Source organism: Bradyrhizobium sp. BLXBL-03 (assembly GCF_051853015.1).
GTDB classification, from domain to species: Bacteria; Pseudomonadota; Alphaproteobacteria; order Rhizobiales; family Xanthobacteraceae; genus Bradyrhizobium; species Bradyrhizobium manausense.
Window position 1 is genome coordinate 1,715,611 of the sequence record NZ_CP182470.1, and the last position, 25,795, is coordinate 1,741,405.

A 25,795-nucleotide genomic window follows, 5' to 3' on the forward strand; every position below is an offset into this window, starting at 1 on the left:
GGTCCGACCGGGATCTTTCTTAGGCCTTCACTCCGCCGCAACCATTCGCGGAAGCGGAACGTAAAGCCAGTCACGGAAACAGCATAATACGGTTCTCTGCAGATTGACTACCGCTACTGCATATTTTTCCCATGAATGCCGGGGTGTTACGGCCTCGGCACCTCCAACCGGTATCTGGCAGCCCCGCCCTGGCCGAGTGGCATTTCCAGCTCGGGCAGGATCGTCCTGAGCTCGCCTTGCAGCGTGTAGGGCGGATTGACAATCAGAAGTCCTGTCGAGGTGAGGGCTGCGCCATCAAGTTGCGGCGCGACGCTGAATTCGAGGCGGAGACATTTTCCAGGCGTCTTTGCTGCAGCTGCGGTGCGCGCCACGTCTTGCGCCAGCGTATCGGTGGCACGCCTGGACTTGGCGGGATACCAGATCACATAGATACCGGTCGGCCATTTCGCGAAGGCCGTGGAGAAGGCTTCACTCAGCCTTTCGAACTCGTCTTTCGCCTCGAAGGGCGGGTCGATCAGCACCAGCCCGCGCCGCTCCTTCGGCGGCACGAAAGCCGGCAGCGCCATCCAGCCGTCGAGATCGACCACGCGCGCCTGTTCGTCGCGCCGCAGCACGTCGATCAGCGCCTTGCGGGCTCTCGGCTCGAGCTCGCAGGCCACGAGGCGGTCCTGCGGCCGCATCAGGCCGCGGGCGATCAGGGGCGAGCCTGGATAGGCCTTGAGCTCGCCCTTCGGGTTGAAGGCGCGAACGATGTCCATGTAGGGCTTGGTCAGGGCCACTGTCTCGTTCGACAGGCGCGCCTGCATCAGCCGAGCGATTCCCGTCAGCCACTCGCCGCTGCGGCGCGCCTCGTCGCTGTCGAGATCATAGAGGCCAGCACCCGCATGGGTGTCGATGACCCGGAAGGCGGCCGGCTTGTCCTGCAAATAGGTGAGAATACGCACCAGCACGATGTGCTTGATGACATCGGCGAAGTTGCCGGCGTGAAAGGCGTGGCGGTAGTTCATGGGGGAGAGTTACGACATCGCGCGATGAAAGTAACTGTTGTCATTCCGGGGCGGTGCGACAGCACCGAACCCGGAAATCCATTTCGCCACCGGCAATGCGGCCCAGATGGATTCCGGGCTCACGCTTCGCGCGCCCCGGAATGACGATCTGAAGACTGATCCTACCCACCCCTGATCGGCGGCATTGTCACCTGGTCCCGGCGGCAGCTGCGGCGTTCGAGCTCCTCGCAGGCGCGGAATTGCAGGTCCTTGCTGAGGCAGATGCGAACCTCGGAGAGCCGGGTCCGGTTGCAGGTGACCGAGACGGCTGCGTTGCTCAGGCCCGGATTGGCCTTGATGAAGGCTTCTTCGACCTCGCCGGGGGCCACCGTCTTGGCCTGCGACAGCTCAAGATACTCGGGCGGAATCTTGATCGCGGCGCGCGCCTTGCGGATCGTCTCGAAATAGTTGCGGCCGTCGAGCCCGGAGCAGGTGCCGTGCTTGTCCCACTCGTTGAAGATCAGGCCTGGCGCGGGCATCAGATCGAGCATCGAGGAGACGATGTTGCGGTTCAGCCGCGGTGACGGCCGCTGGCAATATTCCGGAAAGCCGCTCTCATATTGCGGCCACAGCCCGTGCACCACAAAGGAATAGGGACGTCCCTCGCACTGGATGTTCGAACGCCCGCCGCTGCGACCGCGCTCTGCCGCTTCCTCGCAGAAGGACGGTGACCACGACAGTGACAGCACATAGAAGTCGAACTCGCCGGGTGCGTTCTGTCGCTTGTCCTGGGCTCTCGCGCCACCCGCCAGCGAAACCAGCCCCGCCGCAAGGGTCAGCGAGATCAGGAGGCGGGAGAACGAATTCAATCTAAAATAAAACATGGCGACGCCCCTCAACTAGACTGTGCAATCAGCCTAGCAGCCACCAAGAACATTTCAAGAACAAATTTCGAGCGAGCCGCGCAGGTCGCTTGATCGGGCCGAATCAGGCGCCTCGGCTTAAGGCTCTTCAGTTCAAGGCTCTTCAGTTCAAGGCTCTTCAGTTCAAGGCTTGGCGGCGCGGCAGGACGGATTGTAGGCCCAGTTGCGGTCGAGCCCGACCACGCACCATTCGACTCCCTGGCCGTAACCGGCAAAGCCGCCATCCTCGATGATCGAGAAGTGCACCCGGCGCATCTTGCCGTCAGTGAGCATGGCCTCGCCGGTGCAGTAGCGGCGCGGAATGTTGTCCGACGCCCAGGGGCGGAAGGCGGTCTCGTGAACGTTCGAAAATCCCGTGATCTGCAGCGGCGAATTCCAGAACGAGCTTTCCTTCTCCCAGAACTGGGTCGAGATCGTCGGCAGCGCCTTGTCGCATTCGGCAACGCGGCCGTCGTAGCGCGGTCCGCTCAGCCAGAAGTTCAGCTCGAGCGGATTGGCCGCCTTGGCCTGACCGAGCGACAGCGCTCCGAACATGAGGCCGAGGACGGCGGCAAAGCGGAACGATTTCGGGGAGGGCGCGCGCATGGGCAATCCGGACAGCTGGTCTTGCGGAGGCTGGACGGTGCCGCGAAGGCCGGGAGAGGTCAAGTGCAGCGCGGCAACACTCGGCCAGGAGTTGATCACAACGTCGCATCCGGCAGGCCTTCCGTTCTTTTCACCGCCGCGCCCGCACCGTAAGCTGGGGCCAACCAATCGGAGTGACGGGAATGCGAATCATTGCGGCTGCGGGCCTTCTTGCCAGCCTGGTTGTCTCGGGGATGATGGCGAGCCAGTCGGCGCGCGCCGATATCCTGCCGGTGCCGCCGTTCAAGGGCAACGACACCGGCGGCATCATCGCCTATTCGATGGCGACGCAGGTCGATGCGCGTCAGGTCGCGGTCGATCACTGCGCGCGCTATGGCAAGGTGGCGAAATTCCTCGCAGTGCAGGCCTATGAGGGCGGCTACATCTCGTTTTCCTGCCGCTGGGTGCCCTATGGCGCTGCCGACCGGCCGCTCCGCACGCTCTACTAAGTAAGGCGCTTTCGAACGCTAGCCACGACGTCTCGGCCGGGAGTCTCTCCTATGACGCGCAAGCTTGCTTTGCTCGGATCAGTCGCTTGTCTTTTGGTGTCGGCAGGAAGCGCCTTGGCCGACGATCTGCCGGTGCGCAAGGCCGGCCTCTGGGAAATGAAGATGGCCAGGTCAGGCTCGGCGATGCCGGAGATGACCATGCAGCATTGCACCGACGAGAGCGTCGACAAGGAGATGGCCAACAACGTTTCCCCGATGGCCAAGCAGATTTGCTCCAAGCAGGACGTCAAGAAAACCGCAACGGGCTATATCAGCGATTCCGAGTGCAGCGTCGCCGGCATCAACACGACCTCGCATGCCGAGATATCAGGCGATTTCAACTCGGCCTACACCGTGAAGACTTCGTCCCATGCGCAAGGCGGCGCCGCCGGCACCGCGGGGCGCGACACCTCCATGACGCTGGAAGCGAAATGGCTCGGCGCCTGCAAGCCGGACCAGAAGCCCGGAGACATCGTGATGCCCGGCGGCTTCAAGATGAACATACGCGACGTCGACAAGCTGAAAGCGCTGCTGCCGAAGTGAAGGCGGTGAGATCCTAGCCCGGATCGAGCACAGAGAAATCCGGGGCGCCGCCAAGAAGAATTCCGGATTGCGCTTCGGTTCATCCGGGCTGCGGCAGCTAAACGGGTATCCTCACGCTCGCCCTCAACCCGCCCATCGGGCTGTCGGCCAGCGTGATCTCGCCGCCATGCGAACGGGCGATGTCGCGGGCGATCGCAAGGCCAAGGCCGGTGCCGCCTTCGTCCTGGTTGCGGGCGTTGTCGAGCCGCAGGAACGGCTTAAACACTTCTTCGCGCAGATGCGCGGGGATACCTGGGCCGTCGTCGTCGACCGTGACGGTCAGATAGCGGTGGTCGCGCTGGCCGGAGATGGCGATGGCCTTGCCGTAGCGCGCGGCGTTGGTGACCAGGTTGGCGAGGCAGCGCTTGAACGAGGCCGGCTTTACCGTCACCACGGGCAGCCCGGTGAATGTCACGGTCGCGGCGTGACCGTGGCGTTCGGCGTCGCTGCGCAATTCTTCCAGCGCCTGCGCCATGTCGGTCGGTTGCGACTGCTCGCCGGAATCGCCGCGGGCGAAGGCGAGGTAATCCTCCAGCATCATCGACATTTCGTCGACGTCCTTGCGCATGCCCTCGAGCTCCGGACTGTCGCCGATCAACTCCAGCTCGAGCTTGAAGCGGGTCAGGATGGTGCGCAGGTCGTGGCTGACGCCGGCAAGCATCGCGGTGCGCTGCTCCATCGCGCGTTCGATGCGCGACTTCATCTCGAGGAAGGCGCCGGCCGCGCGCCGCACCTCGCGCGCGCCGCGCGGCCTGAAGTTCGGCGCCTCGCGGCCCTTGCCGAAGCTCTCCGCGGCGTCCGCCAGCCGCAGGATCGGCTTGATCTGGTTGCGCAGGAACAGCACCGACACGATCAGCAGGATCGAGGACGTGCCGACCATCCAGAACAGGAAGATCTCCGAGTTCGAGGCGTACGCGGCGCTACGCTGCGCGAACACGCGCATCACGGCATCGTCGAGCTGGATGCGGATCTCAACGAGGTTGGAACGGCCGACCGTGTCGATCCAGAACGAGCGTCCGATCTGTCGGCCGAGCTGCACCGACAGCGTCTGGTCGAGCAGCGAGAAGAACGGCTTTGGTCCCGGCGGCGGCATGTCGCCTGCGGGGAGGAAGTCCACCACAAGGCCGAGACGCTGCTGCGCGATGCGGCGGATCTGGTCGCGATCCTTGTCTTGCGGATAGCCCTTGTAGACGTCGATCAGCGCGGCGATGTCCTGCACCACGGCTGCCGAGAGGCGGCGCGTCACCGTGTTCCAGTGCCGTTCCATGAACACGAAGGCGACGACCGATTGCAGGATCACCATGGGCACGATCATGATCAGCAATGCGCGCGCATAGAGGCCGGTCGGCATCCAGCCCTTGAACGCATTGCCCATCCAGCCATTGGCGGCGGAGACGCGCCCCGCGGCGCTTTTCAGCAGCGTCAGGCCGGTGTCGATCGTGCTCATCTGGCGCGCTTCACTTGACTATGGCGAGGCGACCAGCCGGTAGCCGATGCCGCGCACCGCTTGCAGGAACAACGGATTGGCGGGATCGGTCTCGATCTTGCGCCTGAGGCGGTTGATCTGCACGTCGACGGCGCGCTCGTTGACGCTGCCATTGCCCGTGAGCGCGCTGCGCGGCACGGTCTCGCCCGGCGTCTCCGAGAGAATGCGCAGCATCTCGCGCTCGCGGTCGGTGAGATGAATGACCTCCTCGCCCTGGCGCAACTCGCCGCGATCGAGGTGATAGACGTACGGGCCGAAGGCGATCTTCTCCACCGCCGCGACCTGGACCGGCGGCGCGGCGCGCTTGAGGATGTTGTTGATGCGCAGCGCCAGCTCGCGCGGCTCGAACGGCTTTGCGACATAATCGTCGGCGCCGATCTGCAGGCCCTCGATGCGGGCCTCGGCCTCGTGCCGCGCGGTCAGCATCACGATCGGCACCGAGGACGACGTGCGGATGAAGCGGGCGAGATCGAAGCCGGTCTCGCCGGGCATCATCACGTCGAGGATCAGGAGGTCGAAATGCAGCCCGAGCAGTTTGGCGCGGGCATCGCCCGCGCTGGCGGCGGTGGTGACGCGATAACCTTCGGCCGCGAGGAAGCGCGAGAGCAGATCGCGGATGCGGCGGTCGTCGTCGACCAGCAGCAGATGCGGGGCGTCGTCGGCCGGTTGCGCCGGCGGGCGGGCGAGCGTGGCAGCGAGCGGCACGGTCACTCCTTTGAGTCTTGATTGGTGGCGAAGATCGTCTCCAGCACCTTGTCCGGATCGTCGCGGTCGATCATCGCGCGCAGGAACCGCTTGACCGTCTCGGCATCAGCAGGCGCCATCTCGGCGAGCGCCCTGGTGATCCGCGTGGTCTGGAGGCCGGCGAGCTTCTGCACCAGCGCCTCGCCCTTCGGCGTCGCATAGAGCAGGCGCTGGCGCCGGTCGTTGTCGCCGGTCTTCTGCACGATGTAGCCCTCGTCCAGCAGCTGCTTGAGCACCCGGCCGAGCGATTGTTTTGTGATGCGCAGGACGTCGAGCAGGTCGGCGACCTTCAGGCCCGGGTAGCGGTAGACAAAGTGCATGACCCGATGATGGGCCCGGCCGAAGCCGAACGCCTCCAGCTCCTGGTCGGGGTCGCCGACGAAGTCGCGATAGGCGAAGAACAGCAGCTCTATGATATCCCAGCGCAAATTGCCTCCATCGCCTGCTGCCGGCCGCGGCGCGGCAGCGTCTTGAGAGGGAGTTGCGAAATTTATGTCAGGCATATTGACGTATCTTGGGTTCAATGTTACAAAACGATCAGCCCGCACGAAATTTTAGATCGTTTCGCATCGGGCGGCATTCCTGACAGGTGGCCGGAGTTAGCCGGACAGGTGGCGACGGCCGGATCGGATCTACCGTGCGATTGTCGAGCGGCATTTCGGCAAAACATACTGGACTTCCGCCTTCCGCAAAAGCATGTCCTGCCGAGGACATGCTGGCCACGGAAACCGGCCGTAACAAGGCTGGCGGTGGTTCGGCCAGAAACCACATCAAGCCAGCCGGGCCCAAACAGGGGCGGCCGGCGCCAGAACAGCGCCGCCACCGGCAGCGGGAGGCAAGGACATGAGCATGAAATTCGACATCCAGCCCGCATCCAATCCGACGCCCGAGAAGGACCGGGTCGCCAAGCTGGTCGACCCCGGCTTCGGACGCGTCTTCACCGATCACATGGCGGTGGTCCGCTACAACCAGGCCAAGGGCGGCTGGTACGAGGCGAAGATCGAGGCGCGCGCCAACTTCCAGATCGATCCGGCCGGCGCGGTGCTGCACTACGCCCAGGAAATTTTCGAAGGCCTCAAGGCCTATAAGCGCGACGACGGCGGCGTGAACCTGTTCCGCCCCGACGCCAATGCGCGCCGCTTCAAGGATTCCGCCGATCGCATGGCGATGGCGCAATTGCCGGAGGATGTCTTCATCGAGGCGGTCGAGCAGGTGGTGCGCATCGATCGCGCCTGGATGCCGGGCGGCGAGGGCAGCCTTTATCTGCGGCCGTTCATGATCGCGAGCGAGACCTTCCTCGGCGTCAAGCCGTCGTCCGAATATATCTTTGCGGTGATCGCCTCGCCCGTCGGCTCCTATTTCAAGGGCGGCCCAGCGCCTGTTTCGATCTGGGTTTCGGAGAACTACACGCGCGCCGCGGTCGGCGGCACCGGCGCGGTCAAATGCGGCGGCAATTATGCGGCGAGCCTGCGCGCGCAGGCCGAGGCGATCCAGCACGGCTGCGATCAGGTCGTGTTCCTGGATGCGGTCGAGCGCCGCTACATCGAGGAGCTCGGCGGCATGAACGTGTTCTTCGTGTTCGACGACGGCTCGCTCTCGACGCCGCCGCTCGGCACCATCCTGCCCGGCATCACCCGCGATTCTATCATCGCGCTCGCCCGCGATGCCGGAAAGACCGTGCGCGAGGAGCCGTACTCGCTGGACCAGTGGCGCAAGGATGCGGCCTCAGGCCGGCTGAAGGAAGCGTTTGCCTGCGGCACTGCGGCGGTGATCTCGCCGATCGGCAAGGTGCGCTCGGTCAGCGGCGATTTCGAGATCTCGGGCGGCGCCGCAGGTCCCGTCGCCATGGGCCTGCGCAAACAGCTCGTCGACATCCAGTACGGCCGCACCAACGATCCGCACCACTGGATCCGCAAGGTGTTTTGAGGACCAGCATCGTCATTCCGGGATGGTCCGTAGGACCAAACCTCAGGTGCGCAATTGCGCACCGGGAATCTCGAGATTCCGGGTTCGCGTCTTTCGACGCGCCCCGGAATGACGGCTGCGGCAGTTGCCGCATTGCGCGTCGGCTGGTAAACGCCCGCATGGCCGAAAAACCCAAAAGACCCCAGAAACTGAAGGCGCGGCTGCCGCGCGGGCTTGAGGATCGCGATCCCGCCGCGATCCGGGCGACGCGCGAGATGGTCGAGAAGATCCGCGCCGTCTACGAGCTCTACGGCTTCGAGCCGGTGGAGACGCCGGCGATGGAATATACCGACGCGCTCGGCAAGTTCCTGCCCGACCAGGACCGTCCGAACGAGGGCGTATTCTCGTTCCAGGACGACGACGAGCAGTGGATCAGCCTGCGCTACGATCTGACCGCGCCGCTGGCCCGCTATGTCGGCGAGCGCTACGGCACCGACGGTCTGGTCCTGCCCTATCGCAGCTACCGCGTCGGCTATGTCTTCCGCAACGAGAAGCCCGGCCCCGGCCGCTTCCGCCAGTTCATGCAGTTCGATGCCGACACGGTCGGTTCGGCAACGCCGGCGGCGGATGCCGAGATCTGCATGATGGCGGCGGACACGATGGAAGCGCTCGGCGTTGCGCGCGGTCAGTACGTGGTGAAGGTCAACAACCGCAAGGTGCTCGACGGCGTTCTCGAGGCGATCGGGCTTGCGGGTGAGGAGAATGCGGCGCGCCGCCTGACCGTGCTGCGCGCGATCGACAAGCTCGACAAGTTTTCCGCTGACGAAGTGCGCAAGCTGCTCGGTCCCGGCCGGTGGGATGGCGGTGAGGAAGGCAAGGGCGACTTCACGAAGGGCGCTAATTTGAATGCAGCCGAGGCCGACGTCGTTCTCGCCATCACCAGGCCGCGCGAGGACTGGAAAGAGGCGATCGCCGCCGCGGAGACCTACCTCGCCAAGAGCCCGGTCGGTCAGGCTGGCGTGAGCGAACTGGAAGAAATTGCAAAACTGGTGACGGCGTCGGGTTATGGCGCCGACCGCATCAAGATCGATCCCTCCGTCGTGCGCGGCCTCGAATATTACACGGGCCCCGTCTACGAGGTCGAACTACTGCTCGACACCAAGGACGACAAGGGCCGCCCCGTGCGCTTCGGCTCGGTCGGCGGCGGTGGTCGTTATGACGGTCTCGTCTCCCGCTTCCGCGGCGAGCCGGTGCCGGCGACTGGTTTCTCGATCGGCGTTTCGCGTTTGCAGGCCGCGCTGACGCTGCTCGGCAAGCTCGACACGCGGCCGGAAGTCGGCCCCGTCGTCGTCACCGTGTTCGACCGCGACCGCGTCGCCGACTACCAGAAGATGGTGGCGAGCCTTCGCACCGCCGGCATCCGCGCCGAGCTCTATCTCGGCAATCCCAAGAACATGGGCAACCAGCTTAAATATGCCGACCGCCGCAATTCTCCTTGCGTGATCATCCAGGGCTCGGATGAAAAGGCACGCGGCGAGCTCCAGATCAAGGATCTGATTGAAGGTGCGAAAGCGGCCGCCGCCATCGCATCCAACCAGGAATGGCGCGAGACGCGGCCGGCGCAGTTCTCGTGCAGCGAGGCCGATCTCGTTGCAAAAGTGCGCGAGGTCCTCGCGCGCCATGACGTGAGCTGGGGCTAGCCATTCGCCCTATTCGTCATGCGCGGGCTTGACCCGCGCATCCATCTTCAAAATGATGGATTGCCGGGTCAAGCCCGGCAATGACGAAACGGCAATATCGAAGCAGCAGGGAGACAACAATGCCTGAGATCACCGTCAGCATGGCCGAAGGCCGCACCGACGAGCAGAAGGCCGGCATGATGCGCGACATCACCCAGGCGCTGGTGAAGAATCTCGGCGTCGATGCCGAGGCCGTCGTCATCCAGATCAACGAGGCCCCGCTCCGCCACAAGATGAAGGGTGGCAAGACGTTTGTTGAGCGCGCGGCGGCGGCGAAGAAGTGACGCGTTAGCGTCATTCCGGGGCAGCCCGTCAGGGCTGAACCCGGAATATCGATCGACAATCTCTGGCTTCCGGGTTCGCGCTTCGCGCGCCCCGGAATGACGAGCAGGCCCCATGGACGCACGCGATTTCATCAAGATCGGCATGAGCGCCGAGCGCACGCTGGTCGTGCCGGCCGAGCGCACAGTCGGGCATTTCGTGCCGGGCATGCCCATGGTCTACGCGACCCCGATGATGATCCTGGAAATGGAGATGACCTCGGGAGATGCGATACGCTCGGCGCTTCAGCCGGGCTGGGTGACCGTCGGCACCGAGGTCGACATCCGCCATCTCGCCGCCGCGCTGGTCGGCGCGACGGTGCGGACCATTGCGAAAGTGATCGCCCTGGAGCGCCGCGTGATCCGCTTCGAGGTCGAGGCATTCGAAGGCGCGCGCAAGCTCGGCGAAGGCCGCCACGCGCGCGGGCTCGTCAATGTCGAGCTGTTCAACAAGCGGCTCGGCGCCTAGCCAAGGGCGCGATGCCGTAGGGTGGGCAAAGGCGCGAAGCGCCGTGCCCACCCTTTCTCCGTGATGGATACAGGTCGTGGGCGCTTCGCCTAACCCACCCTACGAGACTGTGAATCTTTTGTACCGCGTGTCGGGCGAATGTGATTCTCTAGGCAGACTGATCTGCTGGAGAGGATGATGGCTGACGAGGGACTTTTTGGCGAATTGCCGGATCAGTCGGCGCCACGAACCGAAGCGGTGCCGCGGGGTGCACCTCGGCTGCGCGAGCCCGTGCGCAATCAGGTCGAATTGCGGGCGGTCGATATCGACAGCCTGATCGGGCAGGATCATCTGGCCCGGGTGATCTGGGCTTATGTCGAGGGGCTCGAGCTGAGCGAGCTGGAAGATCGGGTTAAGGCACGGGAAAACAGGCCGGGCCATCCGGCGCCATCACCCCGGCTGCTGCTGGCGCTTTGGCTGTACGCCACGAGCGATGGCGTTGGCAGCGCGCGGGCGTTGGATCGGCTCTGCGACAGTCACGACGTCTACCGCTGGCTCTGCGGCGGCGTGTCTTTGAACTATCACACACTGTCGGATTTCCGGGTCGGCTGCGCGGACCTGCTGGACCGTTTGCTGGTCGAACATCTGGTGGCTCTGAATGAGGCAGGGCTGATTGATCTGGAGAAGCTGACCCAGGACGGGCTGCGGATACGGGCGAATGCGGGGGCCGGCTCGTTCCGGCGGGAGGCAACGCTCGACCGGCAGATGGCCCAAGCGAAGGCTGTGGTGGAAGAGCTCAAGCGCGAGGTCGATGCGGATCCGGAAGCCAGCAACCGGCGTATCAGGGCGGCCAGAGAGCGCGCGGCACGCGAACGCAGTGAGCGGGTGCAGGCTGCGCAGAGGGCTTTGGACGAGATCAAGCGGAAGCGCAAGCAACTCGACGAAAAAGGCGGCAATGGCAAAAAGCCGAAGGAGCCCCGGGCCTCCACCACCGACCCGCAGGCAAGGGTGATGAAGATGGCAGATGCCGGCTTCCGCCCCGCCTACAATGTGCAGGTGGCCAGCGCGGCCGGCGAACTGATCGTGGTCACGGTCGACATCGACAACAACGGATCAGATCGCGGCTTGATGCGGCCGATGCTGGAGCGAACGCGCACTCGGCTGAAGCGCTTGCCGCGTCGCTACCTCGCCGATGGCGGGTTCTGCAGCGGCGAGGACATCGAATGGGCGCACGGTGAAGGCGTCGAGGTCTACTGTCCTCCGCCCAACTCCAGGAGCGGTGTCGATCCCTTTTTACCTCGGAGCAGCGACGGTCCTGGCGTCGCGGCCTGGCGGGCTCGCATGGCCAGCGAAGCCGGCAAGGCACAGTACAAAGCCCGCACGATCTGCGAATGCATCCATGCCCGGTGGCGGAACTGGGACCTCAGGCAATTGACCGTGCGCGGCATCGAGAAGGTCCGTGCCGTCGTGCTCTGGTACGCCCTCACCAACAACATCCTGCAAGGACACCAACTGGCAAAAGCATAGACAGCACAGCCATCCCCCGGCGGTTCGACATCGACGGCCCCCGACATCAGCGCGGGCGCTACCCACTCTTTAATATCGAACGCGGAAATGGCTCACAGGCTCTACGCAGCCACGGCACCTGTTTACTTCGCGAGCTCCTTCGATCGCTTCGTCGCCGCCGCGATGGCGCGGATCATCAGGTCTCGCAGGCCCGGCTCGCCCATCAGCACGCTGAGTGCCGCAGCCGTGGTGCCGCCGGGCGAGGTGACGTTCTGACGCAGCGTCGCGGAGGGAAGATTCGACTGGTGCAGCAACTCGCCGGAGCCGGCGACCGTCTCGCGCGCGAGCTTGGTGGCCAGAGCTTCAGGCAATCCCGCATCGACGCCGGCGCGCGCAAGCTCTTCAGCGAGCAGGAACACATAGGCGGGCCCTGAGCCTGAGACGGCGGTCACCGCATCCATCAGGCCTTCATCCTCGACCCACTCGACCGAGCCGGTGGAACGCAGCAGCGCATCGGCGAGGGCGCGCTGACCCGCGCTGACATTCTTCGCAGCAACCGCGACCGTGATGCCGCGGCCGATCGCAGCCGGCGTGTTCGGCATCGCGCGCACCACAGCGCCGCCGCAGACCTCCTCGAGCGAGAGAATCGTGGTTCCCGCCATGATCGAGACCACGGAGGTCTTGTCCGAGACGAACGCCTTCAGCTTGGCGCCGGCCTCGCGAAACATCTGCGGCTTCACCGCGACGACCATCGTCTCGACAAAGCCCGTCGCCTTCGCATCAGGATTGAGCGCAACGCCCTGGGCGGCGAGCGCGGTGATGTCAGGCGAGAGATGCGGATCGATCACGGCGACGCGGCGCGGATCGAGCCCGCCGGCCAGCCATCCGGTCAGCATCGCGCCGCCCATCTTGCCGGCGCCGGCAAGCAGGATGGTGCCGGTGATGTTTTGGAGAGTGCTGTTTGCCACTGTGGTCACCACAAATTCGGTGTCGTCCCGGCCTAGTGCGCAATTGCGCACGGGAGCCGGGACCCATAACCACGACTGGTTCTAGTGGATGGAGAGCTGAGCAACAAGCCGCGTGCCACAAGCGAGATCACGCGGTATGGATCCCGGATCTGCGCACGCTTTGGGCGCGCTTGCCCGGGATGACGTGGAGAGCGAGCTGCGGCCCCCCTCACGGCCCTACGCCTCGCCGACCGTATCGAACATCGCCGCGTCCATGGCCTGCGCGGTGGTCTTGCCGGCCCACACCACGAACTGGAACGCCGGGAAGTAACGCTCGCAGGCGTGGATGGCGCCGGCGAGCATGGCTTCGCATTGCGCGGTCGAGGCGATGAGGCCGCCCGGCAGCACCAGGGCCTGGCGGTGCATGATCATGCCGGTGTTGGTCCAGAGGTCGAAATGGCCGATCCACAATTGCTCGTTGACGGCGGCAACGAGCTTCTGCACCTCGCCGCGCCGCGCGAGCGGAATCTTCATGTCGAATGCGCAGGCCAGATGCAGCGCCTCGATCTCACCCATCCAGGTGAAGGAGATCTGGTAGTCGGTCCATTGTCCCTTCGAGACAATGGTCAGCTCGTCCTCGCCGGAGCGTTCGAACGGCCAGTTGTTGCTGGCAGCGATGTCCTCGACCACCGCAAGCGGGTGATTTCGGGAATCGATGGTACCTTCGAGCAGGGACATGCCGTCTCGACCTCTTGCCTTCTTGTTGTCTTTGATACGCACGCGGTTGGTCCGGCGCGCGCTCCCTCAATTTCGCTGAAGGCGATCCCTGGGAGCCACTGTTGAGATCCCGGGATCAGCGCGGGCTTGTCGCGGATCAACTGATGTGATTTGCGGAATCTGCGCAACTGGGTCGCGAGTCCGTCCACAAGCCATGACTCGTTCGTCCACAGCTCATCTCGGCCATAATCGTTAACGCTTGAGAACAAACCGGAATCGGATTCCCGAAAACCGCCTGCCGTTAATTCCACGGCGCGAGGGGGCACCGCCCTGGCGGCATGGGACCATGCGGTTTTTGGCTAGGGAACAGGCTTGCCTGCGGCCCCGGACCGGCGGCATATTTCCGCCCAGGTCGCTCAATCCCGGGCGGCCGATGTTCTCAGGGCGGGGTGAAAGTCCCCACCGGCGGTAAGGGCCGAAAGGCCTAAGCCCGCGAGCGCCTTCCCCAAGGTCTTTGCTGAAGGGAAGGGTCAGCAGATTCGGTGCAACTCCGAAGCCGACGGTTAAAGTCCGGATGAAAGAGAACGGTCGGTGGCAGACGCGTCGCAAGATGCGGCTGTTTGTCGTTCCGTGTGCCCTGATTCTGGTCCCCAAGAGGAAAGCCATGAATCAGATGTTGCAAGATCCCCAGACAGGCACTTCCCAGACCCAGCCGCCGGTTCCAGCGGCGACCGAGCATCCGCGTTTTGCAAAACCGCAGCGGGTGGCCTTCGTGCAGGCCTGCTGGCACCGCGACGTGGTCGCGGAAGCCCGCATCGCCTTCATGAAGGAAGCGGAGGCACGCCATCTCACCCATGTCGACGTGTTCGAGGTGCCGGGCTCGTTCGAGATCCCGCTGCATGCCCAGGTCCTCGCCAAGACGCGGCGCTACACCGCGATCGTCGCCGCTGGCCTCGTCGTTGACGGTGGCATCTATCGCCACGAATTCGTCGCCGACACCGTGATCAAGGCGCTGATGGACGTGCAGCTCCGCACCGAGGTGCCGGTGTTCTCGGCCGTGCTGACGCCGCAGCAATTCCACGAGACCGAAGTGCATTACGATTTCTTCCGCAGGCACTTTGCCATCAAGGGCGTCGAGGTCGCGGCCGCCTGCGCCGAGACGTTGCTCGGCCTCGAGCGCCTGCGCGGCCAGGTTGCGGCGGGGATTGTGTAGCTCTGATTGTCAATCCCGCCGCCGTCTCCAAAGCCGGCGGCGGGAGGAGGCCGCGGCGACCGCGCTAAGCCCTCAACCCAGCGACACGCCCGCCTTCGCCCGGCTGATCCCGAGCGCCAGGATGCGATGGAGCAGATCCCCGTATTTCAGCCCGTCGTGCTGGGCCGCGGTGGCGAATTCCTGGCTCTTGGCGATTTCGGGATTGGGATTGGCTTCGATGAAATACGGCGTGCCGTCGGCGGCGAGACGGAAATCGATGCGCGCATAGCCATCGAGACCAAGCGCCCGGTAGATGCGTTTCGCGGCGCGCCGGATCCGCGCGGTGACTTCGGGCGCAAGGTCTTTCGCCGGCCCGTCGACGATGCCGAGGCGTTCCTGATAGTCGGTGTCGTGCTTGGCCTTTTCGGTGGCGATGTGGCGTGAGCTGCGCCCGCCCATGCTGCCGAATTTCAATTCCCACACCGGCAACACGCGTAGGCGATTGTTACCGAGCACGCCGACATAGAGCTCGCGCCCCTCGATGAATTGCTCGGCGATGGCGGCGGTCTCGACCCGCTCGTGGATGAAGGCGACGCGTTCGGCGAGCTTCTCGTCGGTGTCGACGATCGAGGCCTGCGAGATGCCGACGGACCCATCCATGTTGAGCGCCTTGACGATCAGCGGCAGCGCAAGATGTTTCGGGCGTTTCACCTTGCGGCGCATCGGGAAGACGGCGAAGGCGGGTGCGGCGATGCGGCGGTGATGCACCAGCGTCTTGGACAGGTCCTTGCCGCGCGCCAGGATCAGGCCGCGCGGATTGCAGCCGGTATAAGGCACCTTCATCAGTTCGAGGTAGCTGGCGATGTGCTGGTCGTAGGCGACGTTGTAGTGGAATTCCTCCAGCAGCGTGAAAACCACGTGCGGCTTGAACTCCTCGATCGCTTCACGGACCGGCCTGATTTCCTCCTGAGCGCCGAGCGGACGGACCTCATGACCGGCCGCGCGCAATGTGCTGACGACGTCGTATTCCGTTTTCCAGTTGTTGATTTCCTGCGGTGTGTATCCATCGGAGGAGTCCGGAGGCATGAAGTCCGGATGCATCAGCACGAGAATACGGAGTCGTCTCATAGCGCGATCCATTTGCGCCGCGACGGGCCGAACAGCGCGTGCATCGTCTTGGCGGTCACGAGGACAGTGAAATCGAGAACGAGCTTCTGTTCGGATCCCACCGCGCGCAGGTCCAGCTCGCGGCAGCGGGAGATCATGTCGTCGAGCACGGCGTCGAGCGTGAGCTGGTTCTCGCCGGTCCATCGCGCGACCAGCCGTCTGATCTGGGCGCGGTGCCGCCTGATCAGGCTCGAAGCAGGCTTCGAGCGATGATGCCGTGGATCGGTGGAAAACAGCCGCGAGAGGTCGCGGTCGTAGGTCTTCGGCGGCGTAAAAGCGTAGAACGCCTGCTTCTTCTTGTAGTGCTCCTCGAGCGTCTGGCTGAGCTGGCTGAGGGGATCGACGCGCTCGCGCGTCGTGATCAGCGGACGTTTTCCAGCGATCTCGCCCATCAGCTCGTCGACATATTCGAGCTTCTTCAGTGCCGGCCAGCCCTCATATCGCGTCCGCCAGTTCGAGCGCGGGCGCAGCCACACCGCAAATGTCTCGGCGAAATCCTCGTCCGGGTGGCTCTGCGCGTACCACAGCCGCAAATGCTGGACGTAGCGCCGGCTCGCCGGATTGGGCCGGTAGTAGCGCGGATAGTGCTTCGACGACGGCCCGAACAGTTGCTGCCAGCGCCGGCGCCGCTGCAATTGGAAGCCGTGCTGGATGGCATGGCCGGCCTCGTGGCGGAGGATGGCCATGCACTCGCGCCAGGTGCCGCCCTCGACGTCGAACATCATCTTCTTCTCGAGCTTCATCAGGCGCGGATGAGCGAGATAGAAAGGAATCGCGATGCCGGGCACGTCTCCCGGACTGAACCATTCGCTCGAGATCCATGTGTGCGGCCGCAGCCGGATGCCGCGCTCGTCGAGCTCTTCGTGCAGTGTGGCGACACAATCCTCGAGCCAGGTGCCTTCGACCGTAACCCTCAGGCTGGAGAGGCGCTGCTGGAGCAACTCGTCATCCGACAGTTTTTCCCAAGCGAATTTCCGGCGGGGCATCTTGTATCCAGAGGCAGAGATGACTCGGCGTCATGATGATGTCATGCCCGGCAGCCGGCAACAACCCGCGCTGAGAGTCAGAACGCGAGACCGTAGGGTGGGTTAGCCGAAGGCGTAACCCACCTCTTTGGTTTACGAGGAGCCAGACTTGGTGGGTTACGCTACGCTACCCACCCTACAAGATCGAGTGTTCAGTCGAACAGGCTCGATACCGACTCTTCCGCGGCGGTGCGCGCGATCGCGTCGGAGATCAGGCTGGCGATCGGCAGCGTGCGGATGTTCGGCGCCTTGGTCACCGCTTCCGTCGCCAGGATCGAGTCGGTGATGACGAGCTCTTTCAGCTTCGAGCCGGCGATGCGGGCGGCCGCGCCGCCGGAGAGCACGCCGTGGGTGATGTAGGCGTAGACCTCCTTGGCGCCCTTGGCGATCAGCGCATCGGCTGCGTTCACCAGCGTGCCGCCGGAATCGACGATGTCGTCGACCAGGATGCAGCTGTAGCCGGAGACGTCGCCGATCACGTTCATGACTTCGGACTCGCCCGGACGTTCACGACGCTTGTCGACGATCGCGAGCGGGGTGTTGATGCGCTTGGCGAGTCCGCGGGCGCGGGCCACGCCGCCGACATCAGGCGAGACCACCATCACCTTGCCGAGGTCGAAACGTTCGCGGATGTCGCGCACCATCACCGGGGCTGCGAACAAATTGTCGGTCGGGATATCGAAGAAGCCCTGGATCTGGCCGGCATGCAGGTCGAGCGTCATGACGCGGTCGACGCCGGCATGGGTGATCAGATTGGCGACGAGCTTGGCCGAGATCGGCGTGCGCGAGCCGGAGCGGCGGTCCTGCCTGGCATAGCCGAAATAGGGGATCACTGCGGTGATACGGCGCGCCGATGAGCGGCGCAGCGCGTCGGTGATGATCAAGAGCTCCATCAGATTGTCGTTCGCCGGGAACGAGGTCGACTGGATGATGAAGGCATCCGAGCCGCGGATGTTCTCCTGGACCTCGACGAAGATCTCCATGTCGGCGAAGCGCCGGACCACGGCCTTGGTCAGCGGCACGTCGAGGCCCTGCGCGATGGCTTGGGCGAGGGCCGGATTGGAGTTGCCGGCGACAAGCTTGATGGAGCCGTTCTTGGCCGACATGGACGCTTCCTCCCGCGCTTTGCTGGATACGACGTTCAACATCAGAGAATACCCACTGGCAGCACGGTTACGACGGGCGAGGAAATATCAGGCGAGAGGCCGCAATGGCAACCCGGGATGCTACGTTTTCCCTCTGAAATCCTGAGTCGGGCCAACGGTTTGGCCAAGACTTGGTCAAGACTTGGTCAAGACTTGAGGCCGTGGTTTCGCGGTGGTTATTGCTGGGCGTAGCCGAGCGCCGTGGCCGGCATGTCCGGCGCCGGAGTCCCAGGCGTCACGCTTGCGACCGCGGGGCCGCGCAGGCCCGGAACCGAGCCAGGGGCATCCGGCGTCCCGTTGATCATATTGGAAAGTCCGCTGAATCCGGCCTGGGCGATCTTCCGCAGCACGAGGTCGTCCGCGGCAGTCCAGGGATCCTTGCCGCCCTTGGCCGCGGCCGGTTCCTCGCCGGAGAGACGCAGCGCCCGCTGCTGGTTGGCGTCGTAGACGTCCCAGACCCAGGCGATCACGGTCTTGCCGCGCACGATTTGGGCGGAGAGGTAGCTGCGCACGCGATAGGCAGCCGTCCCTTCGCGGGAAACAACGGACAGGTTGCGCAGCTTGGATTCGCTGTCGAGCACGCCGACCATGCGATCGAACACCTGCGGCGGCGGCCCGTCGATGGATTCGAAGGCCACCGTCGCCCCGGAGCCGGCGCTCGGTGTTGCCATCGCATAGGAATTGGCGGGTGCGTTGCCACCGGCGCAGCCGGCCAGCGCGGTCGCTGCTGCCAGCAGCATGGCCGCCAGCACGCGCGAGCCGGCGCGGCGCAAGTTGGATGACGCTTCCCTCATTGAGGGCAGCGATATCGTTAAAATCGATTAAGGTCTAGGGCGGGGGAGACACAGATCATCGTCATTCCGGGGCGCGCCCACTTGGCGCGAACCCGGAATCCATCTCTCCGCATGGTTTGCTGCACGATGGATTCCGGGTTCTCGCTTCGCGAGCCCCGAAATGACGGCGTGTTGCCCTTGTGTTCACCCTTCCAGCGCGATCGCGTGAATGTGCCGGCCGTAATCCGGCTCCTTGCGGTGCACCGAGCGGCGATAGCTGAAGAAGCGTTCGTCGGCGTAGGTGTCGAGACCAAGATCGTCGATCATCAGGATGCCGGCACCTTCGAGCCGCTTGCGGATGAAGCCGGCGAGATCGAACATCGCATGGCCCTCGCGTACAGATGGAATAAAGAACATCGCATTCTCCGCATCCGCCTCGATGAAGCGGGCGACGAACTCGTTGCCGACCTCGTAGCTCTCCTGTCGGATCAAGGGCCCGATCGCGGCGATGATGCTGCCGCGCGTGGCACCGAGCTTCTCCATCGCTGCAACAGTGGATTCCAGCACGCCGGTCAGTGCACCCTTCCAGCCGGCATGAGCGCCGCCGATGACGCGCGCGTTGGGATCGACGAACAGCACCGGGCCGCAATCGGCGGTGGAGACGCCGAGTGCGATGCCCGGCGTTTTGGTGACCAGCGCATCGCCCTTCGGCCGCGGCCCGCTCGGCCAGGGTGCGTCGGCGACGAGCACGTCGGGCGAATGGATCTGATGCAGGCTGATGAAGCGGTCGGCCGCGACGCCGACATGCTCGGCCATGCGCCGGCGGTTCTCGGCGACAAGGGCCTGATCGTCGTTGGAGCCGAGCCCGCCATTGAGCGCGGAATAGATGCCGCTGGAGACGCCGCCCTCGCGCGTGAAGAAGGAATGGCGCAGGCCGGGCACGGCCGACAGCAGTGACGAAGTCAGGGTCATCAATTGCCTCCGGCCTGTTCGAGATCGCTGAGGCCGGCAAGGCCCCTCAATCTTGGTTCGGAGATGCCGAGCACCTTGAACATCGAGCCCATGCCGCCGCGCCCGGTATCGGTCAGCCGCTTCAGCGCCACGGAAATGTCGGTCGCAACTTCAGGCGTCGCCTTCTGCATCAGCGCGGCCGCGCGGGTGTCGATGCCGACCCGCTTGAGGAAGTCGCTCTGCGTCACCGGCCCGTGCACGCGCGCGCCGACGTCCTCGGCTGCCCGCGCCAGCGCCTCGAAGTCGACATGGGCGGTGACGTCGGCCTGGCCAGGCGCCTTCAAGGGATCGGCGAAGGTGTGGCGCGCGATGGCCTGGAAGGTGTCGCCGGCATCGCTGCGCAAATGGCCGTAATCGATGACCAGCGCGGCGCCGTCCTGGTCGCGCACGCGAGAGGCAAGCTTCATGATCTCCGTATCGGGCCGCCATTCGAACACCGCACCGACCGGCGCCGCCCGCACCAAAGGCGGCAGCAGCACGTCGAAGCGCGGCGTCGGCTCGGATGCCGCGCCGAACTGGAGGTTGCCGTTGGGGTCGATCTCGATCACGCGCTCATGCCAGCCGTCCTCGCGCTTGATCATCTGGTGGATCGGCAGCACGTCGAAATATTCGTTGGCGAGGATCACGCTGGGACCATCAGGCACGTCGTCGATGCTGTCGTGCCAGGTGATGCTGTTGCGCACGCCCGACAACGTCGCCTGTTGCCGCTCGCGCAGCACCGGATTGACCTCGACCAGATGAATGCTGAGCCCCTGATAGAGCGGCGGCAGCACGCGCAGCGCGCGCAGCGCGTCCGCCATCATGGTGCCGCGGCCGGGGCCGAGTTCGATCAGCCGCAGGGATGGCGGCGAGCCCATCTGCTTCCAGACCGAGGCGGTCCACAACCCCAGGAGCTCGCCGAACATCTGGCTGACTTCGGGCGAGGTGGTGAAGTCGCCCTCGCGCCCGAGCGGATCGCGCGAGACGTAATAGCCGTAGCGCGGATGCATCAGGCACGTCTCCATGTATCGCCAGACCGGCATGGGGCCTGAGGATTTGATCAGTGCCTTGATCTCGTTGAGCAGTGCCTGTTCGGTCACGAGCAGATGTCTCGAAATGAATCAACGAATGGAGGTTGCGGGCTTCGGCGCACCGCGCCTGACAGCCATTACAATAAGTATGCTGCCGACGAGTAGCATCGGGATCGACAACAGCATGCCCATGGTTAACCCGCCCCAGAGGAAGCCGAGCTGGACGTCCGGCTCGCGGAAATGCTCGCCGATGATCCGGGTCAGGCCGTAGATCAGGATGAAGCTGCCGAGGATCATGCCCGGGCGCTTCAGCGCGCCGAGGCGGATCATGATCGCGAGCACGGTGAACAGCAGGATGCCCTCCATGCCGGCTTCGTAGAGCTGGCTCGGATGGCGTGGCAGGTGCGAGGGATCGTTGGGGAAGATCATCGCCCAGGGCAGGCTCGCATCGGCGGCGCGCCCCCACAATTCGCCGTTGATGAAATTGGCGATCCGGCCGAGCAGCAGCCCGATCGGGGCAACCGCGGTGGTGATGTCGCCAAGCGACAGGATCGAGATGCCATTTCGATAGGCAAACCACATCACCGCGACGACGCAGCCGAGGAAGCCGCCATGGAACGACATGCCGCCCTCCCACAGCCGGAAGATCGCGGCGGGATGATCGATGAAGAAGGGCAGGTTGTAGAACAGCACGTAGCCGGTGCGGCCGCCCAGGATGATGCCGAGCGTAACCCAGAGGATGAAGTCGTCGATCTGCAGCAGCGACATCGGCGCAGGGCCGCCCCACAGCCGCTCGTTCTTCAGCAAAGAGCGCGCATAGAGCCAGCCGATGACGATGCCGCCGATATAGGCCAGCGCATACCAGCGGATCGCGAACGGCCCGATCTCGAGGGCGATCGGGTTGAATTTGGGGAAGTCGATCAGCAGGAAAAGCATCAGGCCTTCTAGATTTAAACGAGATTACGGCGATAGAGCGCCAGCAGCCGCTCCCAATGCCGCTCGGCAGCGTCGCGGTCATAGACCGGACGCTTGGGGAAGGCGAAGCCGTGATGGGTACCGGGATAGATCTCGACCTCGGCCTTCGCGCCCTTCATGCCCTGCTTGACCTGCTCGATGATCTCGGTCGGCGCGTAGATGTCGGTCTCGGCGCAGGCGAAATAGAGCTCGGCCTTGGTCTTGCCGGCGGCGAGGTGCGGGCTGTCGGCCTGGTCGGTCGCAAGCTGCGTGCCGTAGATCGAGGCGGCGGCCTTGACGGTTTCAGGGAAATGCGTGGCGGCGTTCACGGCGTAGCGGCCGCTCATGCAGTAGCCGACGGTGCCGACCACTTTGGTGTTCGCGGCCGTCTGGCCTTCGGCGTAAGTAAGCAGCGCACGCGTGTCGTCCATGATCAGGGGAATGGTCAATGAGCTCATCAGCGCAAACATGCGCTTGCGTTCCGGTGCGTTCGGATCGGCCGGCAGCGCGCCGAGCTCCATCACGCCGGAGCGGTAATAGAGGTTCGGCAGCATCACGTAATAGCCCGAGGTCGCAAGGCGCCGCGCCATGTCGCGCAGCTCTTCGCGGATCGCCGGCGCGTCCATGTAGAACAGGATGACCGGGAATGGTCCACCACGCTCGGGATGGACGATGAAGGTCGCGGTGTGGCCGTCCTTGGTGGGAATAGCGATCTGCTGCTCGATCATGTCTTTCCGCCTTGTGATTCCCTGACATGCAGGGACGTTGAATACGATTGCAAGGAAACCGGGGCATGACAAGGATACCGCGGTGCGGCCCTTGAACCTGTCACCGCAGATTGCCATTGTCTTTTGGTGCGTTCGCGCAAAGTTTATCGGGGCCGCCAACCGATCAGGAGACCGACATGACCCAGACCACCAACCGGTTTTTCGACGAGATCGGCCGCATGATGAACGATGCCGCTGGTGCGGCCCAGGGCGTCAAGCGCGAGTTCGACACTGTCATGCGCAACCAGGCCGAAAAATTCCTGCGCGACATGGACCTGGTCAAGCGCGAGGAGTTCGAGGCGGTCAAGGACATGGCCCGCCTGGCCCGCGAGGAGAACGAAGCCCTGAAGGCGCGCATCGCGGCGCTGGAGGCCAAGCTCGGCGGGTAATGCCGCTTGCCGTCATTCCGGGGCGATGCGTAGCATCGAACCCGGAATCTCGAGATTCCGGCTTCGGTCGCTGTCGCGACCGCCCCGGAATGGCGGCAGACCCGGGACCTGCCGCCCGCCCATTCTCCTTGTCATTTCCGCATCTTCCGGGTAAAAGCCCGCCACGTTCACGGCCCCCGCACCCCTGGAGGCTTGCTGTGGACCATGCCATGGGCCGCGCTGCGGCCCATTAACTTTTGCAAAAACAAGGACTTAGACTATGGCGACGACCGTCAAGGAATTGAAGGCGACCGCACGTCCGAAGAGCGGCAAGGGGGCCGCCCGGGCTGAGCGTCGCGCCGGGCGCGTGCCCGGAGTGATCTATGGCAACAACCAGCCCCCGCTGACGATCTCGATTGCAGATCGTGAACTGCGCCAGCGCATCCTCGCCGGCCGGTTCCTGACCACGCTGGTCGACATCGAGCTCGAGGGCAAGAAGCACCGCGTGATTCCGCGCGACTACCACCTCGATCCGGTCAAGGACTTCCCGATCCATGTCGACTTCATGCGGCTCGGCGAAGGCGCCACCATCCGCATCAGCGTGCCCCTGCACATCGTGAAGGCGGAAACCTCCCCGGGCGTGAAGCGCGGCGGCACCGTCAACATTGTCGCCCACGCCATCGATCTCGAGTGCTCGGTCGAGAACATCCCGCAGTTCCTCGAGGCCGACGTCGGCGCGCTCGAAATCGGTTACTCGCTGCATTTGTCGGACATCAAGCTTCCGGCCGGCGTGAAGGCGCTGACCCGCGAGGACGCGACCCTCGTCACCATCGTGCCGCCGTCCGGCTACGCCGAAGAGCAGAAGGCCGCGGCTGCGGCTGCTGCTGGTGGCGCGGCTCCGGCTGCGGGCGCTGCTGCTCCGGCGGCTGGCGCGGCTCCGGCTGCGGGTGCTGCTGCTCCGGCTGCTGCTGCCAAGGCTCCGGCCGGCGGCGACAAGAAGAAGTAATCCTTCAGACGAGCTGGTGCGCGGTCTTCGATCGCGTGCCGGCTGAGGGGCGCGCCGACGTCATGCGACTCTTTGTTGGGCTCGGCAATCCCGGCGCGAAATACGCACGTAACCGGCACAATATCGGCTTCATGGCCGTCGACGAGATTGCGCGGCGTCATGGTTTTTCACCATGGCGCCGTCGTTTTCAGGGCGAGACGTCGGAAGGCACGCTCGGACCTGAGCGCGTCATCCTGCTCAAGCCCACGACCTACATGAACGAGTCCGGCCGCAGCGTTCAGGAAGCGGCGAGCTTCTTCAAGATCGCGCCCGGCGATACCACGGTGTTTCACGACGAGCTCGAGCTGCCGCCGGGCAAGGTGCGGGTGAAGATCGGCGGCGGCATCGCCGGCCACAACGGTCTGCGCTCGATCTCGGCGCATATCGGCAACGAGTACCGCCGTGTCAGGCTCGGCATCGGTCATCCCGGCGTCAAGGAGCTGGTGCATGGCCACGTGCTGTCGGACTTCGCCAAGGCCGACAGTGAGTGGGTGACGACGCTCTGCGACGCGGTGGCCGAGCACGCCGCACTGATCGCCAAGGGCACTGACGCGACCTTTGCCAACCGGGTGCATCTGGCGATGCAGGCGAAGGGATTTTTGACCAAGGACGAGAACGGCAAGGAATAACACCAGTCATCGCCGGACTTGATCCGGCGATCCATTCTTCGAAGACGATGGATGCGCGGGTCAAGCCCGCGCATGACGAGTTCGGAAGACATTTACGCGCGGAGCGCGGAGGCCAGGACCACCATGGGATTCAAATGCGGAATCGTCGGATTGCCCAATGTCGGCAAGTCGACCTTGTTCAACGCGCTGACCGAGACGGCCGCGGCGCAAGCTGCGAACTATCCGTTCTGCACCATCGAGCCTAATGTCGGCGAGGTCGCCGTGCCGGATCCGCGGCTCGACAAGCTGGCGGCGATCGCCAAGTCGGGCCAGATCATTCCGACCCGGCTGACCTTCGTCGACATCGCCGGCCTGGTGCGTGGCGCGTCCAAGGGTGAAGGCCTCGGCAACCAGTTCCTCGCCAATATCCGCGAGGTCGACGCCATCGTGCATGTCGTGCGCTGCTTCGAGGATTCCGACATCACCCATGTCGAGGGCAAGATCGCACCGCTTGCCGATATCGAGACCATCGAGACCGAGCTGATGCTCGCCGACCTCGACAGCCTCGAGAAGCGCGTCGACAATCTGACCAAGAAAGCCAAGGGCAACGACAAGGACGCCAAGGAGCAGCTCGACCTCGTCAACCGCACGCTGGTGCTGCTGCGCGAGGGCAAGCCCGCGCGCCTCGTCGAGCGCAAGGCCGAAGAGGAACGGGCGTTCTCGATGCTCGGCCTCTTGTCGTCAAAGCCGGTCCTCTATGTCTGCAACGTCGAGGAAGGCTCGGCGGCCACCGGCAACGCCTTCTCCAAGGCGGTCGAGGAGCAGGCCGCCAAGGAGGGCGCGGTTGCCGTCGTCATCTCGGCAAAGATCGAATCCGAGATCGCGACGATCTCGCGTGAGGAGCGTGCCGACTTCCTGGAGACGCTGGGTCTCGAAGAAGCAGGTCTGGATCGTCTGATCCGCGCCGGCTACAAGCTGCTCGAGCTCATCACCTATTTCACGGTGGGCCCGAAGGAAGCACGCGCCTGGACCATCCATCGCGGCACCAAGGCGCCGGGCGCGGCCGGCGTGATCCACACCGATTTCGAAAAGGGCTTCATCCGCGCCGAGACGATTGCCTATGACGACTACGTCGCGCTCGGCGGCGAAGCCGGCGCCCGCGATGCCGGCAAGCTTCGCCTCGAAGGCAAGGAATACGTCGTCGCCGACGGCGACGTGATGCATTTCAGGTTTAATACGTAAGGGCTCGCTGTCATTCCGGGGCGCGCCTCTTGGCGCGAGCTATGGTGCGCAATTGCGCACCTGAGAATCCATT

Annotated in this window: 28 protein-coding genes and 1 riboswitch; of the genes, 12 read left to right on the forward strand and 16 right to left on the reverse strand. The window is 64.5% G+C overall.

From position 1 onward, the window contains the following. Nucleotides 1-146: 146 nt before the first annotated feature. The 3 genes from ACNJX9_RS08200 to ACNJX9_RS08210 all read right to left on the reverse strand — a co-directional run bounded on the left by ACNJX9_RS08200 (nt 147) and on the right by ACNJX9_RS08210 (nt 2,494). Nucleotides 147-1,007 carry a 23S rRNA (adenine(2030)-N(6))-methyltransferase RlmJ gene (locus ACNJX9_RS08200; protein WP_439408406.1) on the reverse strand — a complete coding sequence of 287 codons (861 nt, stop codon included), beginning with the start codon at nt 1,005-1,007 and terminating at the stop codon, nt 147-149. A gap of 161 nt (nt 1,008-1,168) precedes the next feature. After that, the gene (locus ACNJX9_RS08205) at nt 1,169-1,870 is read right to left on the reverse strand and encodes a ribonuclease T2 family protein (protein WP_057741630.1); all 702 of its coding nucleotides are present in this window, start codon (nt 1,868-1,870) and stop codon (nt 1,169-1,171) included. 162 nt (nt 1,871-2,032) lie between these two features. Continuing rightward, nucleotides 2,033-2,494, reverse strand: a complete 462-nt coding sequence (locus ACNJX9_RS08210) for a hypothetical protein (RefSeq protein WP_439408407.1) — start codon at nt 2,492-2,494, stop codon at nt 2,033-2,035. Nucleotides 2,495-2,676: 182 nt separating this feature from the next. Between ACNJX9_RS08210 and ACNJX9_RS08215 the strand changes: the two genes are divergently transcribed. After that, entirely contained in the window at nt 2,677-2,982 is a 306-nt protein-coding gene (locus ACNJX9_RS08215) for a hypothetical protein (RefSeq protein WP_057741623.1), read from the forward strand. Between the two features lie 51 nt (nt 2,983-3,033). After that, the gene (locus tag ACNJX9_RS08220; protein WP_439408408.1) at nt 3,034-3,564 is read left to right on the forward strand and encodes a DUF3617 domain-containing protein; all 531 of its coding nucleotides are present in this window, start codon (nt 3,034-3,036) and stop codon (nt 3,562-3,564) included. A gap of 97 nt (nt 3,565-3,661) precedes the next feature. On the opposite strand, the gene ACNJX9_RS08225 is transcribed toward ACNJX9_RS08220, so the two are convergent. The 3 genes from ACNJX9_RS08225 to ACNJX9_RS08235 are packed head-to-tail and all read right to left on the reverse strand — an operon-like array spanning nt 3,662 to nt 6,336. Beyond that, the gene (locus ACNJX9_RS08225) at nt 3,662-5,050 is read right to left on the reverse strand and encodes an ATP-binding protein (protein WP_439408409.1); all 1,389 of its coding nucleotides are present in this window, start codon (nt 5,048-5,050) and stop codon (nt 3,662-3,664) included. A gap of 18 nt (nt 5,051-5,068) precedes the next feature. After that, nucleotides 5,069-5,800 (reverse strand): response regulator, encoded by a 732-nt coding sequence (locus tag ACNJX9_RS08230; protein ID WP_220006464.1) that lies wholly within the window; start codon nt 5,798-5,800, stop codon nt 5,069-5,071. After that, on the reverse strand, nt 5,797-6,336 hold the full coding sequence (locus ACNJX9_RS08235; protein ID WP_057741615.1) for a MarR family winged helix-turn-helix transcriptional regulator: 540 nt from the start codon (nt 6,334-6,336) through the stop codon (nt 5,797-5,799). Before ACNJX9_RS08235 ends, ACNJX9_RS08230 begins: the two co-directional genes overlap by 4 nt. Before the next feature lie 340 nt (nt 6,337-6,676). On the opposite strand from ACNJX9_RS08235, the gene ACNJX9_RS08240 reads away from it, so the two are divergent. The 5 genes from ACNJX9_RS08240 (at nt 6,677) to ACNJX9_RS08260 (ending at nt 11,772) form a co-directional block, all read left to right on the forward strand. Beyond that, nucleotides 6,677-7,759 (forward strand): branched-chain amino acid aminotransferase, encoded by a 1,083-nt coding sequence (locus tag ACNJX9_RS08240; RefSeq protein WP_439408410.1) that lies wholly within the window; start codon nt 6,677-6,679, stop codon nt 7,757-7,759. A 158-nt stretch (nt 7,760-7,917) separates the two neighbouring features. Continuing rightward, nucleotides 7,918-9,438: a histidine--tRNA ligase gene (gene hisS, locus ACNJX9_RS08245; protein WP_439408411.1), complete on the forward strand. Its 1,521-nt coding sequence runs from the start codon at nt 7,918-7,920 to the stop codon at nt 9,436-9,438. Between the two features lie 80 nt (nt 9,439-9,518). Beyond that, entirely contained in the window at nt 9,519-9,761 is a 243-nt protein-coding gene (locus ACNJX9_RS08250) for a tautomerase family protein (RefSeq protein ID WP_083513895.1), read from the forward strand. A 112-nt stretch (nt 9,762-9,873) separates the two neighbouring features. Beyond that, on the forward strand, nt 9,874-10,266 hold the full coding sequence (locus tag ACNJX9_RS08255) for a thioesterase family protein (RefSeq protein WP_439408412.1): 393 nt from the start codon (nt 9,874-9,876) through the stop codon (nt 10,264-10,266). A 174-nt stretch (nt 10,267-10,440) separates the two neighbouring features. Further along, the gene (locus tag ACNJX9_RS08260; protein WP_439408413.1) at nt 10,441-11,772 is read left to right on the forward strand and encodes an IS1182 family transposase; all 1,332 of its coding nucleotides are present in this window, start codon (nt 10,441-10,443) and stop codon (nt 11,770-11,772) included. Nucleotides 11,773-11,894: 122 nt separating this feature from the next. On the opposite strand, the gene proC is transcribed toward ACNJX9_RS08260, so the two are convergent. Next, nucleotides 11,895-12,719, reverse strand: coding sequence for a pyrroline-5-carboxylate reductase (proC, locus tag ACNJX9_RS08265; RefSeq protein WP_057741607.1), 825 nt, complete (start codon nt 12,717-12,719; stop codon nt 11,895-11,897). Between the two features lie 216 nt (nt 12,720-12,935). Continuing rightward, nucleotides 12,936-13,436, reverse strand: a complete 501-nt coding sequence (locus tag ACNJX9_RS08270) for a YbjN domain-containing protein (protein WP_057741605.1) — start codon at nt 13,434-13,436, stop codon at nt 12,936-12,938. Nucleotides 13,437-13,846: 410 nt separating this feature from the next. Beyond that, nucleotides 13,847-14,005: riboswitch (FMN riboswitch) on the forward strand. Between the two features lie 74 nt (nt 14,006-14,079). On the opposite strand from ACNJX9_RS08270, the gene ACNJX9_RS08275 reads away from it, so the two are divergent. Next, entirely contained in the window at nt 14,080-14,628 is a 549-nt protein-coding gene (locus tag ACNJX9_RS08275) for a 6,7-dimethyl-8-ribityllumazine synthase (protein WP_057741973.1), read from the forward strand. A 72-nt stretch (nt 14,629-14,700) separates the two neighbouring features. Here the strand turns inward: ACNJX9_RS08275 and ACNJX9_RS08280 are convergent, their stop codons facing one another. From ACNJX9_RS08280 to ACNJX9_RS08315, 8 genes are all read right to left on the reverse strand, one after another. After that, the gene (locus tag ACNJX9_RS08280) at nt 14,701-15,735 is read right to left on the reverse strand and encodes a D-alanine--D-alanine ligase family protein (RefSeq protein ID WP_439408414.1); all 1,035 of its coding nucleotides are present in this window, start codon (nt 15,733-15,735) and stop codon (nt 14,701-14,703) included. Next, a complete protein-coding gene (locus ACNJX9_RS08285; RefSeq protein WP_057741601.1) occupies nt 15,732-16,760 on the reverse strand; it encodes a putative zinc-binding metallopeptidase in 1,029 nt (342 codons plus the stop codon). The genes ACNJX9_RS08280 and ACNJX9_RS08285 overlap by 4 nt, the downstream gene beginning before the upstream one ends. Nucleotides 16,761-16,951: 191 nt before the next feature. After that, complete coding sequence (locus ACNJX9_RS08290; protein ID WP_057741970.1) at nt 16,952-17,905, reverse strand: ribose-phosphate pyrophosphokinase; 954 nt, start codon at nt 17,903-17,905, stop codon at nt 16,952-16,954. A gap of 215 nt (nt 17,906-18,120) precedes the next feature. Beyond that, nucleotides 18,121-18,738 carry a hypothetical protein gene (locus ACNJX9_RS08295; protein ID WP_439408415.1) on the reverse strand — a complete coding sequence of 206 codons (618 nt, stop codon included), beginning with the start codon at nt 18,736-18,738 and terminating at the stop codon, nt 18,121-18,123. Nucleotides 18,739-18,921: 183 nt separating this feature from the next. After that, a complete protein-coding gene (pgeF, locus tag ACNJX9_RS08300; RefSeq protein ID WP_057741594.1) occupies nt 18,922-19,689 on the reverse strand; it encodes a peptidoglycan editing factor PgeF in 768 nt (255 codons plus the stop codon). Beyond that, the gene (locus ACNJX9_RS08305; RefSeq protein ID WP_439408416.1) at nt 19,689-20,807 is read right to left on the reverse strand and encodes a class I SAM-dependent methyltransferase; all 1,119 of its coding nucleotides are present in this window, start codon (nt 20,805-20,807) and stop codon (nt 19,689-19,691) included. The genes pgeF and ACNJX9_RS08305 overlap by 1 nt, the downstream gene beginning before the upstream one ends. Before the next feature lie 21 nt (nt 20,808-20,828). Continuing rightward, nucleotides 20,829-21,674 (reverse strand): prolipoprotein diacylglyceryl transferase, encoded by an 846-nt coding sequence (gene lgt / locus ACNJX9_RS08310; RefSeq protein ID WP_057741589.1) that lies wholly within the window; start codon nt 21,672-21,674, stop codon nt 20,829-20,831. Nucleotides 21,675-21,688: 14 nt separating this feature from the next. Continuing rightward, a complete protein-coding gene (locus tag ACNJX9_RS08315) occupies nt 21,689-22,420 on the reverse strand; it encodes a dienelactone hydrolase family protein (RefSeq protein ID WP_439408417.1) in 732 nt (243 codons plus the stop codon). Between the two features lie 176 nt (nt 22,421-22,596). Here ACNJX9_RS08315 and ACNJX9_RS08320 point away from each other — a divergent pair, with 176 nt between their 5' ends. The 4 genes from ACNJX9_RS08320 (at nt 22,597) to ychF (ending at nt 25,722) form a co-directional block, all read left to right on the forward strand. Next, a complete protein-coding gene (locus ACNJX9_RS08320) occupies nt 22,597-22,848 on the forward strand; it encodes an accessory factor UbiK family protein (protein WP_057741966.1) in 252 nt (83 codons plus the stop codon). A gap of 259 nt (nt 22,849-23,107) precedes the next feature. Next, entirely contained in the window at nt 23,108-23,833 is a 726-nt protein-coding gene (locus ACNJX9_RS08325; protein WP_057741585.1) for a 50S ribosomal protein L25/general stress protein Ctc, read from the forward strand. A gap of 62 nt (nt 23,834-23,895) precedes the next feature. Beyond that, nucleotides 23,896-24,501, forward strand: coding sequence for an aminoacyl-tRNA hydrolase (gene pth, locus ACNJX9_RS08330; protein WP_057741584.1), 606 nt, complete (start codon nt 23,896-23,898; stop codon nt 24,499-24,501). Nucleotides 24,502-24,624: 123 nt separating this feature from the next. Continuing rightward, nucleotides 24,625-25,722 (forward strand): redox-regulated ATPase YchF, encoded by a 1,098-nt coding sequence (gene ychF, locus ACNJX9_RS08335; protein WP_057741581.1) that lies wholly within the window; start codon nt 24,625-24,627, stop codon nt 25,720-25,722. The last annotated feature ends 73 nt before the right edge of the window (nt 25,723-25,795 follow it).